The organism is Bacillus sp. FSL K6-2865 (assembly GCF_040311405.1).
In the GTDB taxonomy this organism is placed as follows: Bacteria; Bacillota; Bacilli; order Bacillales; family Bacillaceae; genus Bacillus; species Bacillus velezensis.
The window spans coordinates 286,948-302,491 of the sequence record NZ_CP152036.1 but is presented as its reverse complement, the minus strand read 5'-3'; the positions used below and the strand labels follow the sequence as shown (position 1 = coordinate 302,491).

Genomic DNA, 15,544 nt, shown 5'->3' with positions numbered 1-15,544 from the left:
CTCTTCTCCTAGTACTCATTGAAATAGGTTTGAATCCGCTTAGGGTCATGCGTTTTTGTCAGCGCGAGCATCAGCAGAATCCGCGCTTTTTGAGGGTTGAGAGAGTTTGAAGCTGTCAAATGGTCTTTTTCATACTCTCGATTAGGTGTTACCGTTCCGTTTCCCGTCCTTGTGGAGCGGACGACCGCCAGCCCGCTTTTGACCGACTTTACGGCGCCTTTTTGCGCCGCATCAGACATTGAGCCGTTTCCCGAGCCTGCAAAAATAATGCCTTGCGCCCCTGATTTTACGGCAGCTTCAAAGAGATAGCTTCCGTCATTTTGATAGCCGTATATAATATCGACTTGCGGCAGTTTATCAAGTTTATCTATCTTGAAATCTGTATCCTTCGTATGCTTTCGGGTCATGATGTTATTAAAATAGATGTCATCAGCAATTGTTCCGATATAACCCATCTCTTCCGATTTGAATGTGTCTGCCGCGGTTGTATTGGTTTTTGTCACATAGCGCGCCGAAGCGATTCTGTCATTTAATACGACAAGCGTCCCCTTACCTTTCGCATCAGGCGCAGCCGCTGTTTTTACAGCGTTATATAAGTTGGACGGCCCGTCTGCTCCGATCGCCGTGGACGGCCTCATTGACCCGGCGACAACAACGGGCTTGTCACTTTTGACCGTCAGATTGAGAAAGTAGGCGGTTTCCTCAAGTGTGTCTGTTCCATGTGTAATGACAATGCCGTCTGTATCATCAGACTTGAGCAGCTTGTTTACCCGTTTTGCAAGTTTCAGCAGTGTCTCGTTATTCATATTCTGGCTGCCGATATTCACAACCTGTTCTCCGCTCACATGCGCGACCTCTTTTATCTCCGGAACGGCCTGAATCAGGGCGTCAACTCCGATTGCCCCCGCCGTGTACTCCGTAGCTGACGTCTTTGAAGGAGCAGCGCCTGCAATTGTGCCGCCGGCGGCAAGAATTTTAACATTCGGAAGTCCGTCTTTTTTCGCTGAGGCTGCGGCTGCCATCCGGGGCGGTGTTTCTTTCGCTTGAGGAGATTGGGAGCAGCCGGCCGCGATGAAGAGCAGAGCCGTGATAAATGTAATAAAGGGCATGAATTGTTTTTTCATTCTTTTCTCTCCTTTTCTTTATTTATGAAGATTTTCCTCTCACCGGTCAACGCGCTTGTCAGGCAACCTCCCGAAGAAAATAACCGTTAAAAAACCTTGACACCGTCATGTGAAATCAAGATAATAGACCAGTCACTATATTTTAAATTTGTCAAAAATCAGTAAGGTGGGAACATTATGAGCTATGGAGATTCTCGTGAAAAAATCCTCGCCGCGGCAACCAGGCTGTTTCAGCTTCAGGGGTATTACGGCACGGGGCTGAATCAGATTATTAAAGAAAGCGGTGCGCCGAAAGGTTCTCTTTACTATCATTTTCCGGACGGCAAAGAGCAGCTCGCCATTGAGGCTGTCAATGAAATGAGCCATTATATCCGTATGAAAATAAAAGAAAGCCTTGATGCCCATCCTGATCCTGCGGAAAGCATTCAAGCGTTTTTACAGGACTTATCAAGCCAATTCACATGTCCGGAAAACTTTGAAGGGTTTCCTGTCGGTTTACTGGCTGCCGAGACTGCTTTAAAGAGCGAAAAGCTCCGGCAGGCCTGTCAAAGCGCTTATCAGGAATGGGAGAATCTGTTCGCGGGCAAATTGAGATCAGCCGGTTTTTCTGATGAGAAAGCGGCGGAAATCAGCACTGTTTTAAATGCCATGATAGAAGGCGGCATCATTGTGTCCTTAGCCAAAAAAGACAAAATGCCGATCCTCCATATTTCTAAACAAATCCCGAACCTGCTGAAGACATAAAATACGAGAGACATGTACGTATAGAAAGAGAGGAGAATGATTTTGGAAAACGCTCAGCCTTCCAAACAATATAAAGTCATGCCGATCATGATTTCTTTACTGACGGCAGGGTTTATCGGCATGTTCAGTGAAACGGCGCTGAATATCGCCCTGACTGACCTGATGAAGGAGTTACATATCACTCCTGCGACCGTCCAGTGGCTGACGACGGGCTATCTGCTCGTTCTCGGTATTCTTGTCCCGGTATCGGGTCTGCTTTTGCAATGGTTTACGACGAGACAGCTGTTTATCGTTTCACTCGCTTTTTCCATTATCGGCACGCTGATTGCAGCGCTTGCGCCGAGCTTTCCGTTTCTTTTGGCGGCGAGAATCGTGCAGGCTTTAGGAACCGGGCTGCTGCTGCCGCTGATGTTTAATACAATCCTCGTCATCTTTCCGCCGCATAAGCGCGGAGCGGCGATGGGGACGATCGGGCTTGTCATCATGTTCGCTCCTGCGATCGGTCCGACGTTTTCAGGGCTTGTGTTAGAGCATTTGAACTGGCATTGGATTTTCTGGATTTCTCTGCCGTTTCTTGTGTTGGCTCTTTTATTCGGCATCGCCTACATGCAGAACGTGTCTGACATTACAAAACCGAAAATTGACGTGCTTTCCATTATTCTGTCTACGATCGGGTTTGGCGGCATCGTATTCGGATTCAGCAATGCGGGCGAAGGATCAGACGGCTGGTCAAGCCCGACGGTTATCGGTTCGCTCACTGTCGGTGCGATCGCGCTCATCTTATTTTCCATCAGGCAGCTGACAATGAAGCAACCGATGATGAATCTGCGCGCTTTCCGCTATCCGATGTTTGTTCTCGGTGTCGTGATTGTATTTATCTGTATGATGGTTATCTTATCAACAATGCTTCTATTGCCTATGTATTTACAAAGCGGACTGATGCTGACGGCGTTTACGTCCGGACTCATCCTGCTGCCGGGCGGTATTTTAAACGGCTTTATGTCTCCGGTGACGGGGCGCCTGTTTGACAAATACGGACCGAAGTGGCTTGTCATTCCCGGGTTTGTCATCACGGCCGCCGTACTTTGGTTTTTCTCAAACATTACCGGCACTTCAACGGCCATTCTCATCGTCGTGCTCCACACATGCCTGATGATCGGCATTTCCATGATCATGATGCCGGCGCAAACGAACGGCTTAAACCAGCTGCCGCCGGAATTTTATCCGGACGGAACGGCCATTATGAATACGCTCCAGCAGATGGCCGGCGCAATCGGCACTGCGGTGGCGGTCAGCATCATGGCAGCCGGGCAGAAGAATTATATGAGCACCGTGAAAAACCCGAATGATCCTTCCGCATACTCTCACGCGCTGATTGCGGGCGTCCAGCACGCCTTTATCTTCGCGATGATTGTCGCCGTTATCGGCTTGATCAGCGCTTTCTTTATGAAACGGGTCAAAGTGAATCACTCATAAGAAAACAGCAGGCTCCCCGTGAGTCTGCTGTTTTTTTATATACCGCGCGCTTCAGCCAGTTCATCAATCGCATACATCAGATCATCGGCCGTGTTATAGAAATGAGGCGCCAGCCGGATGATATGTCCGCTGGGTGCGCATACGATGTTTTTCCGCCTCAACAGCGCAGCCGTTTCCGCCGCTTTTTCATCCCGTATGGAAATCATGCCGGGTCTGTCATCGGCAGACGGCGGCCCTGTGAGGTGCAACCCTTTTTCAAAAGCGTATTCATACGCAAATGTGCTGAGTTTTTTTACTTCCCGGTGAATGCGGTCTGTGCCGGCATCGTTTACTAGAGATAAAGCCGCCTGTGCCGCATATATGCTGATAAAAGCCGGGGTTCCGGTCTCAAAGCGTTTGGCTCCGTCCGCATAAGAAAAACGGGTTAAATCCAGCATCGACGCCCGCTGCTGCCCGAACCACCCGGTGACTTTCGGCTTCAGCCGTTCGGCGAGTTCCTTTCTGACATAAAGAAACGCCGTTCCCGGTATGCCGAGCATATACTTTCTCGCACCCGCGGCCAGCATATCAACTCCCCATTCTTTTACATCAATCGGGATGTGCCCCGCTGATTGATAAGCATCGACAAAAAGAAGCGATCCCTTCTTTGCGGATATCTCGGCAATGCGCTTCATATCCTGGACAAAACCGGACGTATATGACACATGGGGCACACAGGTGAAAAGCGTCTGTTCCGATATGTACGTCTCATACCGCTCTAACGGGATCATTCCATCTTCAGACGGCACGACTGAAAGCTCCATCTCAGTCTGTGCCTTCAAAATGTGGGCGATCGCCGGAAAATCCAATTCCGTATACACCGCCTGTTTCTTTCGGCAATCCGGTAAAGCAGAAACGACGGCAGAGACAGCAGCCGTTACTGAAGGTAAAACGGCGATTTCTTCAGGATGGGCGCCGATCAATTTCGCAAATTCACACCTTGCCTGCTCCGTTCGTCCAATGGCTTCTTCCCAGTTTCCGCCATGCTGAAGCAGGCTTTCCTGATAGTCATTGATCGCTTTTGAAACCGGCAGGGCAAGAGCGCTTTGAGAGCAGCTGGCGAGCATCGTATGTGTGCGGAGCGCCGGAAATAAAGATCGGTATTGCACCAGAGGCGAATTCAAGACATGTTTCCCCCTTCGGCAGGAATATATGTCCATTATAGAGTATGGTAAAAAGAAAAGGAGGGTTTTATATGGAGAAAAAAGTATTGCTGACAGGCTTTGACCCCTTCGGCGGGGAAACGGTCAATCCTTCATGGGAAGCGGTCAAACGGCTGAATGGTGCCGCTGAGGGCCCCGCCTCTATCGTATCTGAACAAGTGCCGACCGTTTTTTATAAGTCTCTTGCCGTGCTGCGCGAGGCGATCAAAAAGCATCAGCCTGACATTATCATCTGTGTCGGACAGGCAGGCGGCAGAATGCAGATCACGCCGGAACGGGTCGCGATCAATCTCAATGAGGCGCGCATACCGGATAACGAAGGAAACCAGCCTGTCGGGGAAAACATTTCTCAAGACGGTCCCGCGGCTTATTGGACCGGCCTTCCGATCAAACGGATCGTTGAGGAAATCAAAAAGGAAGGCATTCCCGCGGCTGTATCCTACACGGCGGGGACATTTGTATGCAATCACCTCTTTTACGGGCTGATGGATGAAATCAGCCGCCATCATCCGCACATCCGCGGCGGGTTTATACACATCCCGTACATTCCGGAGCAAACCTTGCAAAAGTCTGCGCCGAGCCTCAGCCTGGATCTCGTGACAAAAGCGCTCAAAATCGCCGCGGTGACCGCCGCGGCGCATGAGGACGATATTGAGACCGGCGGAGGCGAACTTCACTAAGCTGCAGACGCCGCCTCGGCCCATTTCTTCCGGTAAACGATGCGGGACAGCGTCACACTGATTTCATAGAGGACGAGCAGCGGAATCATGACGAGAAAGTCAGACATAAAATCCGGAGGCGTAATCAGCACCGAGACAACGATCAGCACAAAATACGAAAGCTTCCGCGCCTTTGCCAGCCGGGTTGGATTCACGATTCCGAGCCGTGTCAAAAACATGACGGCCAGAGGCATTTCAAACAAAAATCCGAACGGTAATGTAAGATTCAGCATAAAGGTAAAATACTTGTCCGCCGTAAATACCATGTCAAAATGGCCGGCGGATAATTGTGTTAAAAATCCGAGCACAATCGGAAACAGCACAAAATACCCGAAGGAAATTCCGATAATAAACAAAACCGAAAGCCCCGGGATGTAAAGCAAAGCGGCGCGGCGTTCAAACGGGGTCAAAGCCGGCGCCGTAAAACGCCAGAGCTGAAAGGCCGCAACCGGAATCGTTGCCGTAAGGGCACATATTCCCGCAATCATCATATACACCCATAAAATCTCACTCGGCCCTAAAACGGCCAGCCTGCCATCCAAATCCTTGATCAGCCAGTCATAAATATCCTGCACAAACCAGCAGGCGCCGATAAAAAACACGAGAAAGGCGATAACGGTTTTAATGAGACGCTGCCGGATTTCCTCTAAATGCCCGATCAAGTGGGTTTCTTTTTTATCCAATCGTACATCCTCCTTATAGAGAAAGAGGCAGAAGCGGATTCGTCTGCCCCCATGTCAGGATTCAGCCTGCCGTTTTGTCTTTCTCAGCCGTCTGCTTGTCCGGCTCTTCATTTGAGACCAGTGTTTTTGCGGCGCTTTTAAATTCAAGCAGCGTGCGGCCGGCGGCACGGCCGATTTCCGGAAGCTTTGAAGGCCCGAAAATGATGAGAGCGATGACGAAGATCAGGATCAACCCGGGAATGCCGATATTTGAAAACATGAGTGTGCCTCCTTATTGTGAGATTTTGGCCCGTTTCTTTCTCATTTGCTTTTCATGCGCATTGTTATGGGCGAAGAAACGATCCTCTTCCACCTCGTTTGACTGCTTTACACCGCCTGCAACCGCAGCTTGAGAGACCTTCCGAATCCCCGTCTGGTCTTTCTGATAAATGAATGAAGCCCGCGTGGATACCTCAGCCCCCGGCTCCGTCACGTACGGCACCACTCTGTAATCCGCTCTCCATTGGGCAGGGGTCACCGTACAGCGGACATAGCCGCGGTAATCGTTGAAAAACTTAATATGCGGGTTTTGTTTTAAGATCTGATCCGTATCGGCCCGTTTATCCGCTCCGTTTCCTCCAGATGTAATGGAAGTTCCGACGAATTCGGCTCCGAAAATCTTTGAATTCGTTTGATTAAAATCGGTATGCAGGTTTGACGCCCAGCTTGCGTGAACATCACCCGTCAGCACGATGACATTGTTCAGGTTTTTGCTTTTTATAAAATTGATGACCCGCTCCCGCTGAGCCGGGTAGCCGTCCCATGAATCCATGCTGTATATCGGATTGGCGGTTGTTCCGAAATTCCATTGCGCGAAAAAGATTTGCTGCGCCAGCACATTCCACTTCGCTTTCGAGGCGGCTAAATTTCCGAAGAGCCATTGCTCCTGTTCTGTCCCCATCAATGTACGCTTCGGATCTCTCCACTCATCAGAAGGCGGCTTATTCCCGTCGCCGTTGGCCTGATCATCTCTGTACTGTCTTGTATCAAGCACATTGAACGATGCTAAATTGCCATAAGAAAATTGCCTGTACAGCCGCATATCAGGACCGTTCGGCAATGACATGCGCCTGAGCGGCATGTGTTCATAATAAGCCTGATAAGCTGCGGCCCTCCTGAGCACAAACGCTTCAACGGATTGGCCTTTTTCAGGGATAATATTGGCATAATTGTTTTCCACCTCATGATCGTCCCACGTCACGACCCACGGAAATGCGGCGTGGGCGGCTTTCAGATTGGCATCAGAGCGGTATTGGGCATGACGGTTGCGGTAATCTGACAGTGTATACACTTCAGCGCTGCTGTGCGTCCTGACATTTCCCGTTTTTGACACATATTCGTTCGGTCCGTATTCATAAATGTAATCTCCGAGATGGAACACGAGATCAAGCTTTTCCTTCGCCATATGTTTATACGCCGTATAATAGCCGTGTTCATACTGCTGGCATGAAGCAAATGCAAACGTCATGGCGGATACGTCAGCACCGGGAGCGGGCAGCGTTTTCGTCCGGCCGACGGGACTGAGCTCATGCCCGCTTTTAAACCGGTAATAGTACACTTTATTGGGCTTGAGCCCGTCCGCCTCGACATGGACGGAGTGTCCGAGATTCGGCTTGGCCATTTCCGTTCCGCGTTTGACGATGTGACGAAAATGTTCATCAGCGGCGATTTCCCATTTTACCGGCACGGCCTGCTTCGGCATGCCGCCCCCATTCAGCGGGTCAGGGGCAAGACGCGTCCAGAGAATGACGCTGTCAGACAGCGGGTCGCCGGAAGCTACGCCGAGGGTGAACGGATAGTTTGAAAATTTCGGAGCGGCATTCACTTCAAACGCGCCGATGGATTGCGCGATCGCTAACCCGAGGGAAAGACCGGCGATTTTCCCGGCGCCCTGTATAAATGCGCGGCGGTCAAACGTATTGTTCTGAAAGCTTTTGTTCTCCAATTCCTTGATCCATTCATCTAAACGGCCGTCATGTGTCATGTCAGTTCCCCTTTCGTCTCATTGATCGCCCTTATTATAAAAAAGAAATGTTAAACCGCTATGAAGAAGTGTGAAGGGTTTGTAAGGCTGAAAAATGGACGGCGGGAGACATTTTTCACATTGTTTCGACAAACCTTGCCCCGCCGGGAGAAAACCCCCTCTGTTTCTTTTTGGCTTGTCATCCGTCAAGCGAACTTTTTTCCTATTTTTCTTCACAAGAAATTAAAAAAACACCGTTCATTCTCAGAACGGTGCGCCCGGGATTAAAATGTATTGTACACGTTTTCGCACGTTTCACCTGTCGGCTGATAGAAGCAGTGGGATTTGAATCTCGCGACAAACGGCTGATCATACCAAGTCGGCGGGCAGTTTCCCGGCGGCTTAAAATACCACAGACTGAACTTAGCCGGCCAAAACCGTTCTCCGTTAATCGTCCGGCGGGCAAGCCTCCGCTCGGATTCACGCGGTCTCTGGTAAAAGTATCCGTGAGTCACCGCTTCAAACGCGTGCGGCTGAAACACCATCTGCCTGATGGTGCGCAGGCCTTTAAAATCAGAACAATTCGCCCGCACCCGATTGATTCCCACATTGCCGACCAAAAGCATTCCCTGCTTCCCTTCGCCTTCCGCTTCCGCCCTGAGCAGCCTTGCCATTAGATCCAGATCGGCGCTCGACGCTTTTACGACTGCCATCATGACACCTCCCGTATTTTCTCCCTTCATCATATTCAGCCGCGGCCCAGTGATGACAGACAAAAGCCAGAAAACAAATGTTCACGAAAAAAGGGTTTATATTTCACGTTATGAGGAAACATACTAACATGATTTCCATAAGGAGGAATTCGCATGGAACACATTAAAGCGCTTGCCATCAAAGGCATTATGACCATCATTATTCTGTATCTGATACTCGGCTTAGGTTTTCGCTTTACATTCGGCGACGTGCTGCTGATGACCATTGTGCTGGGAGCCGTTTCTTACTTTACGGGCGACCTGTACGTGCTGCCGAGATGGAATAACATCACGGCGGCGTCCGCTGATTTCGGAATCGCGTTTCTTGTTGTCTGGCTGATGGGAATGCCGCTGTCCATGGGCATTTCCGGAGGAAGACTGGCGTTTGCCGCTCTTATTTCCGCCGTCATCATCGCCGTCGGAGAATATTTTTTCCATATCTATCTGATGAGAAAAGACTTGGGCGGGTCCCGTTTTTTAGAACCCCGGTCCGAATAACGTAAAAAAGGCCGGATAAAAGCCCCTTTAAAGGGGGCTTTTTATTTGTAAAGTATAAACGCTTTATACATCTTGATATAACTGATAAACCCTTTTCAGCCTTTCTTCGAGCTGTTCAAAACGAACAAAGCGGGCTTCTCTCAGAAACTCAGTCCCATCAATGAACAAAAGAAGCACGGGAACAGTGAAGACTGAAAATCTGCCGGCCACCTCTTCTACCTCGTCAGCATTGATATGCCCCAATTTGATATTCGGAAACTGATCCAATACGTTTCTGAGCTGCGGCAGAACAGCGTGACATACTGTACAGGCGGGTCTTGAAATGTAGATAAAACTGAATTGATGCTGTTTAATAAAATTCTCGATAGAATCTAATGAATGTAATTCTGCCATCTCTTTCATCAAAACCCTCCTCCAAATCGGCTCGTCTTTCATGACCAAGCTCATCAATACGCGTACATCCACTATACACATTTATTTTGAACATATCCGCTTTTTTGCTATTCAGAGCACCTGAACGTTGTGCTTGAAAAATAAAAGAACAGTTACCGCTTTTCAGTTACTGTTCTTAGATACTTATATTAAAAATGCAGAGCGTACGCCCCTGAACCGATGAGTGCAACTCCGATGGAGACTGCAATCAGCACCAAGTTATATTCAAAACCGCCGGCACCGTTGGCAAATCCTTTCGCTCCATGGACTTTTACGATGGCACCTAACATAATAATCGTTATAATAGCAGCTCCGAGCGGGAGGAAAACACCTAAAATAAATAGAATTCCGCTTGCGAGTTCCCCGAGACCTGATAAAGCGGCCGCGGCATTGCCTGGTTTAACTCCAATTGACTCGAACCATTGTCCGGTTCCTTTAATTCCGTATCCGCCAAACCAGCCGAATAATTTTTGTGATCCATAAAACAGAAACACCACACCAATTATGATTCGAATAAGTAATAGTCCTGCATCTTCCATTTTTATCTCTCCTTATTTTTCATATTATATGATGTGCTGCAAGGCAGCTGTTTACCAACAGTCACTTCCAGCAAACATCTGTTAAATGTATGTCTTTTTATTTTTCTTCATGCTTCACGTTCATCTATCAATCAATCTAATTCTCTCACTTCAAACGGCAGCAGCCCTTGTTCAATTTGTGCCCGGTGCGGTTCATACTGCTCAGGGAGCATCAGTTTTCCGCCCATTGTTTCTTGTGACTCATCATGGGCAAAGCCCGGCGGATCAGTTGCGATCTCAAATAAGATTTCCCCGTGTTCTCTGAAGTAAACCGCATTAAAATAGTTTCTATCCTGAACAGGAGTCACACCATATCCGTGCGCAGCAATGAACCTCTGCCAATCTAATTGATCTTCGTCATCCTGAGCCCGCCAAGCGATGTGATGGACCGTGCCGACCCCCATTTGCCCGCGGCCGATAGGCGTTAACTTAAGGTCAATCACATTTCCGATATCACCGGCAGAACGATAACGAACGAAGTCTCCTTCTTTACCGACTCGCTCAAGCCCCATGATGTTTTCTAGCAGTTTACCTGTTTTTTCAGGCTGTGCTGATAACAGGGTCGCACCGCCAAAGCCTTTAATGGCAACATCCGGGGTTACATCTCCGAACGTCCATGTATTGGCTTCTCCTTCTTCTCTTTCCACGATTTCCAAGTGCAGACCGTGCGGGTCATCAAATTCTATATATTGTTCTCCAAAACGCTCGATTTTTGTGTATGGAATGTTGAACTTTTCAAGTCTCTTTTCCCAAAACGCCACGGCACCCTTCGGCACGGCGTAAGATGTCACGCCAACCTGTCCGTCTCCAATGATGCCTTGGCGGGCGCCCGCCCACGGAAAGAATGTGATGATTGTTCCCGGCTTCCCGCCTTCATCCCCAAAATAAAGGTGATACGTACCCGGATCATCAAAATTGACCGTTTGCTTAACCAATCGCAGCCCCAGCACTCCAGCGTAGAAATCAGCATTCTCTTGAGGGTGACCGACAATTGCCGTAATATGATGGATGCCCATCGTTTTTTTCGCCATTTTTATTTGCTCCTTTACAAATAGTTAAATATACTCCACAAACTCATTCACAGGCTTTCGGTAGCCGCGCGGCCTTCTGCTTTCTATTTTTTCTTTCCCGATTGTAATCATCATGACGACCTCAAATTGATCATCTATCTTCAAAATCTGTTTCACGGCTTCAGCATCAAACCCTATCATCGGACAGGTGTCCCAGCCTTTTTCCTTAGCACTCAGCATAAACATCATCGCAGAAAGTGAAGCATTTCTTATCGCCTCATCTCTCTTAAATGGTTCTCCCCTGTTTTCATAAAACGAAACGGTGTCTTGAACCATGTGATCATACTCTTGTTTATTTAATACCCCCAGCGTCTTCAATCCTTCATAGATGTCAGCCGCTTGCTGATATGCCTGCTTATCCCCTAAAACCAAAAGAACAGCTGATGAGCTAAACACTTTATATTGTCCGTTTGCGGCCTGTTTCAGCTTTTCTTTTACATTCGGGTCAAGAACCGCCACATATTTTGTATGCTGCAAATTAAAAGCTGATGGAGCCAACCCAACCAATTCAAACATTTCGTTGAGTTCATCTCTTGTGATTGGATGTTCTGGAAGAAAGTTGCTTGCAGATCTTCTTTCATTCACTAGCTGTACAAATTCAGCCATTTCTCTCGCACCCCTTTTATCTCGAATCCGAGATATTATCGTATAAAAAATCAAATAACGTATGATTAAAAAACGAAACGTTCTCTTAACTGATCTTTTCGTGATTCAAACGATCGGCAGGTTCTTATCCTGCACTCTAATTAAATTATCTTGAATTAAAAAATCTTGAATTCGAGATAATAATAAAAGATAAATACTCAAATGTCAACAGTTCTTTTTTTAATTCAGCCCCAATTTGTCTGTGTACTGTTTAGCCCTGCTCCAACTTTTTTTCTGTCACCTTATTTATTAGTAAACAGGAAAAAACCTTGCTATAGACCCACTCGAAACTGAATTGGTACGATAAGCAAAGTGATTACACAAGAAAGGATACGGAGAGCGAATCAAAAGCGCCTCTATTTTTTTGTGCAGTTTTATAGGAGGAAAAAATGACAAGTGAAAGAGAACAAATAAGCAAAAAAGTTGCTTTGATTGCATTGATAGCCAATCTGATCTTAATGGCAGGAAAGATCTTTTTTGGACTGATAGGCGATAGTGAAGCAGTTTTTGCCGACGGTATACATTCTGCAGCGGATGTCGCGGCTTCAATTGCTGTCCTGGCCGTCATCGGCATTTCTAATAAGCCGCCCGATCAAGACCATCCTTTCGGGCATGGCAAAGCTGAGGTCATCAGCGAAGCGATTGTAGGAATCATATTAGTGCTCGTTTCCGTGTATATTCTGATAGAAGCGATTTCGTCCTTTGTTGAAGGTCCAAGCATCCCGCAATACAGCGCATTGTTTGCGGCTCTGATATCCTACGCGGCTAAGCAGATCTTATATCGTTATTCGATCAAACAAGGGGAAAAATGGAACAGTAAAGCGATTATAGCGATTGCATACGATCATAAAGGCGATATCGTTGCCTCTCTTGCCGCTTTTATCGGCGTCCTATTGGCGATTATCGGGAACACACGCGGGTGGTCCTATCTGTTGTACGCCGATGCAATTGCCAGTGTCATCGTGGCGTACCTCATTTTTAAGATTTCAATGGAATTAATCAGGCCGTCTGTTGACGTTCTCATGGAAAAAAGTGTTGATCCCGAACTGATAGAGGAATATAAAGCCGTTATTTTGCATTGCCCTCAAGTCAAACGGCTCGATAAAATCCGAGCAAGAGAACACGGCCACTATAAATTGCTTGATGTCCGGTTATCTTTGGATCATGATTTGACGATTAAGCAGGGACACGATATTGCCCGCGAAATCCGAAATGAAATCCAAAGACACTTTTCAGATGTTGAAGAAGTGCTCATCCATGTGAATCCTTATTTTGAAGAATGAAAAAGCAGCTTGTAGAGAAAATGATGTTTTTCTACAAGCTTTTTTGTTTTGTGCTGTTTCTTTACATATTCATTTGATTTCAGGTGCAGAAAAAGCACTCCCACATGCCTAGCTTTGCTTGGCTGGGTATGTGGCAATCTTCCACATCATTTTGAATAAGATCAGCGGATCAAGTGTTCGCTGCAGTAAGGTTTGACCTTTTCAACAATGAAAGAGAAGTCTATGTATTTATCAATTTTTCGAAGAAGGTGATCCTCTTCGACGAGTTGGTTAAACAGAACGAATTCGGCTGTGTTTCGAGAAAAATTTCTTGTGTGGAACATGAGAAAGAAACCGTTTTTTTCAGTCTTTCTTTTATTTTATGACAAGGGAAACATAAAGGCTGTCGAGGTTTTCTCGACAGCCTGAAGGCCGGATAACGGCCTTTTTCGTTTGATTTCACTGATCAATATGCTTTCTGATAAAATGCAGCAGCGTGTTTCCTTGAGCGGTCAATATGACGCCCTTCGCGCCGCACTTCGGACAGGGCGTCCCTTCCTTCTCCTCGCCGGTTCCTTCACAATGCGGACACGTGAGCTCAAGATCGTCGGTTGCGATCACCATGAATATCCCTCCTTTTTTGATTGTCAGTCCGTCTCCAGTCACTTTCCATGGCCATCACCTCCTTAACAATACAAAAAAACCCCGTCCATCAAAGGACGAGGTTTTCGCGGTGCCACCTTTATTAACGGCTGAAAAGCCATTCTCTCAAAAAGTACAGAAACACACGGTTTCAATACTCCTTTCTTGATAACGGGGAAAGAATCCCGGCACCGCCTACTGTCATTTCAGCGCAGCAATTCAGAAGCCCATTCGGCACCGGAAGGGGATCGGTTCACAGCGGCCACCGACTCTCTGAACCCCGCGCGCTGATGCGTACTTACTCTTCCTCAGCATTGTTCATCCGTTCTTTTATTTTAAAATGTATCATACGCTGTCATCCGGCGGAAGTCAATAACCTTTCGGATCGGACAGGCCGAGCATGTCCCGCGCCATTTGCATATGCTCCTCTTGCCCCGTCTGAAGCGCGAACTTCGCCGTTTCCGCAGGGTAAGCGGCCTGCCATTCTGTCACATGCTCCTGGATTTTCGGCCAGACGCGCCCGCCTTCAGCTTCGCAGCTCTTCATCAGCCGTTTTGTTTCTTTTTCTCCTAATATCACTTGATAAAGGACAAAATCCTTGGGCGGATCGGCAACCTTTGCCTCCGTCCAATCGAGGAGACCCGTCACACGCTGATTTTCGCCGATCAAAATATGCGGAGGATGCAAGTCGCCATGGATCAGCACGGAAAAATCAGGCCAGTACGAGCTGTCATTTATCCACGTTTGCCATCTTTTCCAAAGCCAGCTTACCGGCTGCCTCCGCTGACAAATTTTGATCCTTCGCGTAAATCTTTCGCCTCCAAAAAGAAGACGTGAATGAATTTTTTCATATTCACTTTAACCGGAGAAAGCGGCACGGTTTCCTTAGCCTGCATTTCTTTCATTCTCTTGCTGACAGCGGGGAAATCAAAGAATTTCGAGGCGTAATATTCAAATTTGGGGTTTGAAAAATCAGTTGTGCCCAATGAAGCGAAATGGTTTAACGAATGAATGACGGCCCTTCTGATCCGCTGTTCCGAGGCTTTGATTTCCCTGTTAACCTCGGCTTGTGCCGCCGCAGGCCCCAGCTTCCGGATGGCGACGTTTGTAAACATCTGCTTTAAAGACGGGATGTTTCTTTCCGCCTGTTCATCCTCAAATAAATAGTGAAGGACGGCCATGAGGTCATGCGCCCCGCTTTCTCCCACGATGCCTAATTCCGATAAAAGAAATTTTCCTGTTTCTTTGATTGATTTCTCGTGCATCCCCCCCGGCCCGCTTTTTTTCGGCTCATTCCGCTGAATAAGACGGCTTAACGAGTGTTGGATGTCGCCGATCGAGGTTTCCAGTTCAATCCGCTCTTTTACTTTTCCCAAAACGGTGACGATCTCGATTTTGTTGATCGGTTTGTGGATAAAGTATTCGATGCCGAGAGAATAAGCTTCTCCCACCATTTCCTTTGCCTCCACCTGCGATATCATCACCGCTTTTCCGTTGTACGATCCCTGAAGATGCCGGATCGTCTCAATCCCGTCCCGACCCGGCATCAGCAGATCAATTAATAAAATATCGACTTGTTTAAAATGGAGATAATGCCCTTCAATCTGGCTTCCGTCCTCTGCCTCACCGACGACTTCTCCTAAGTCCTCGTCCTCGATCATCTGTTTTAAAATGGAACGGATCGCCCGGTCATCATCAGCTATAAAAAAACGCAT

At 47.7% G+C, this 15,544-nt stretch carries 17 protein-coding genes, 2 pseudogenes and 1 other annotated feature; of the genes and pseudogenes, 5 read left to right on the top strand and 14 right to left on the bottom strand.

Translation table 11 applies throughout. The features are described 5' to 3' along the window. Window positions 1-8: 8 nt before the first annotated feature. Window positions 9-1,124, bottom strand: coding sequence for a type II asparaginase (locus tag NYE42_RS01505; RefSeq protein WP_144664461.1), 1,116 nt, complete (start codon window positions 1,122-1,124; stop codon window positions 9-11). 177 nt (window positions 1,125-1,301) lie between these two features. On the opposite strand from NYE42_RS01505, the gene NYE42_RS01500 reads away from it, so the two are divergent. Beyond that, a complete protein-coding gene (locus tag NYE42_RS01500; RefSeq protein WP_015416737.1) occupies window positions 1,302-1,868 on the top strand; it encodes a TetR/AcrR family transcriptional regulator in 567 nt (188 codons plus the stop codon). A gap of 36 nt (window positions 1,869-1,904) precedes the next feature. Further along, a complete protein-coding gene (lmr(B), locus tag NYE42_RS01495; RefSeq protein ID WP_032865253.1) occupies window positions 1,905-3,344 on the top strand; it encodes a lincomycin efflux MFS transporter Lmr(B) in 1,440 nt (479 codons plus the stop codon). Between the two features lie 35 nt (window positions 3,345-3,379). On the opposite strand, the gene NYE42_RS01490 is transcribed toward lmr(B), so the two are convergent. Further along, window positions 3,380-4,507 (bottom strand): aminotransferase class V-fold PLP-dependent enzyme, encoded by a 1,128-nt coding sequence (locus NYE42_RS01490; RefSeq protein WP_251257341.1) that lies wholly within the window; start codon window positions 4,505-4,507, stop codon window positions 3,380-3,382. A gap of 71 nt (window positions 4,508-4,578) precedes the next feature. Here NYE42_RS01490 and pcp point away from each other — a divergent pair, with 71 nt between their 5' ends. After that, window positions 4,579-5,226 carry a pyroglutamyl-peptidase I gene (pcp, locus tag NYE42_RS01485; RefSeq protein WP_007409027.1) on the top strand — a complete coding sequence of 216 codons (648 nt, stop codon included), beginning with the start codon at window positions 4,579-4,581 and terminating at the stop codon, window positions 5,224-5,226. Here the strand turns inward: pcp and tatC are convergent. From tatC to NYE42_RS01465, 4 genes are all read right to left on the bottom strand, one after another. Beyond that, entirely contained in the window at window positions 5,223-5,948 is a 726-nt protein-coding gene (gene tatC / locus NYE42_RS01480) for a twin-arginine translocase subunit TatC (protein WP_042634779.1), read from the bottom strand. The genes pcp and tatC overlap by 4 nt on opposite strands. 61 nt (window positions 5,949-6,009) lie before the next feature. Next, window positions 6,010-6,207 carry a twin-arginine translocase TatA/TatE family subunit gene (locus tag NYE42_RS01475; protein ID WP_003156681.1) on the bottom strand — a complete coding sequence of 66 codons (198 nt, stop codon included), beginning with the start codon at window positions 6,205-6,207 and terminating at the stop codon, window positions 6,010-6,012. Window positions 6,208-6,219: 12 nt separating this feature from the next. Then, window positions 6,220-7,971 (bottom strand): alkaline phosphatase, encoded by a 1,752-nt coding sequence (locus NYE42_RS01470; protein ID WP_033575133.1) that lies wholly within the window; start codon window positions 7,969-7,971, stop codon window positions 6,220-6,222. A gap of 263 nt (window positions 7,972-8,234) precedes the next feature. After that, complete coding sequence (locus tag NYE42_RS01465; RefSeq protein ID WP_011996267.1) at window positions 8,235-8,663, bottom strand: cell wall hydrolase; 429 nt, start codon at window positions 8,661-8,663, stop codon at window positions 8,235-8,237. 153 nt (window positions 8,664-8,816) lie between these two features. Between NYE42_RS01465 and NYE42_RS01460 the strand changes: the two genes are divergently transcribed. Continuing rightward, window positions 8,817-9,200, top strand: coding sequence for a DUF2512 family protein (locus NYE42_RS01460; protein WP_003156684.1), 384 nt, complete (start codon window positions 8,817-8,819; stop codon window positions 9,198-9,200). Window positions 9,201-9,263: 63 nt separating this feature from the next. Here NYE42_RS01460 and NYE42_RS01455 read toward each other — a convergent pair whose 3' ends face one another. From NYE42_RS01455 to NYE42_RS01440, 4 genes are all read right to left on the bottom strand, one after another. Continuing rightward, window positions 9,264-9,602, bottom strand: a complete 339-nt coding sequence (locus NYE42_RS01455; protein ID WP_064115789.1) for a thioredoxin family protein — start codon at window positions 9,600-9,602, stop codon at window positions 9,264-9,266. 179 nt (window positions 9,603-9,781) lie between these two features. Beyond that, the gene (locus NYE42_RS01450; protein ID WP_015239089.1) at window positions 9,782-10,171 is read right to left on the bottom strand and encodes a DoxX family protein; all 390 of its coding nucleotides are present in this window, start codon (window positions 10,169-10,171) and stop codon (window positions 9,782-9,784) included. Window positions 10,172-10,302: 131 nt separating this feature from the next. Beyond that, window positions 10,303-11,241: a ring-cleaving dioxygenase gene (locus NYE42_RS01445; RefSeq protein ID WP_064115788.1), complete on the bottom strand. Its 939-nt coding sequence runs from the start codon at window positions 11,239-11,241 to the stop codon at window positions 10,303-10,305. Between the two features lie 24 nt (window positions 11,242-11,265). Beyond that, entirely contained in the window at window positions 11,266-11,886 is a 621-nt protein-coding gene (locus NYE42_RS01440) for a nitroreductase family protein (protein WP_015239087.1), read from the bottom strand. Between the two features lie 428 nt (window positions 11,887-12,314). Between NYE42_RS01440 and NYE42_RS01435 the strand changes: the two genes are divergently transcribed. Next, the gene (locus NYE42_RS01435) at window positions 12,315-13,208 is read left to right on the top strand and encodes a cation diffusion facilitator family transporter (RefSeq protein WP_007409018.1); all 894 of its coding nucleotides are present in this window, start codon (window positions 12,315-12,317) and stop codon (window positions 13,206-13,208) included. Window positions 13,209-13,352: 144 nt separating this feature from the next. Here the strand turns inward: NYE42_RS01435 and NYE42_RS01430 are convergent. The 4 genes and pseudogenes from NYE42_RS01430 to NYE42_RS01415 all read right to left on the bottom strand — a co-directional run. Further along, window positions 13,353-13,531: pseudogene (locus NYE42_RS01430) on the bottom strand (IS5/IS1182 family transposase); the annotation flags it as partial. 115 nt (window positions 13,532-13,646) lie between these two features. Next, entirely contained in the window at window positions 13,647-13,811 is a 165-nt protein-coding gene (locus NYE42_RS01425) for a tryptophan RNA-binding attenuator protein inhibitory protein (RefSeq protein ID WP_007409016.1), read from the bottom strand. Window positions 13,812-13,899: 88 nt separating this feature from the next. Then, window positions 13,900-14,150: a binding site (T-box leader), on the bottom strand. Window positions 14,151-14,198: 48 nt separating this feature from the next. After that, window positions 14,199-14,591: pseudogene (locus NYE42_RS01420) on the bottom strand (phosphotransferase); the annotation flags it as partial. A 5-nt stretch (window positions 14,592-14,596) separates the two neighbouring features. Beyond that, window positions 14,597-15,544, bottom strand: a complete 948-nt coding sequence (locus tag NYE42_RS01415; protein ID WP_039252880.1) for a DNA-binding domain-containing protein — start codon at window positions 15,542-15,544, stop codon at window positions 14,597-14,599.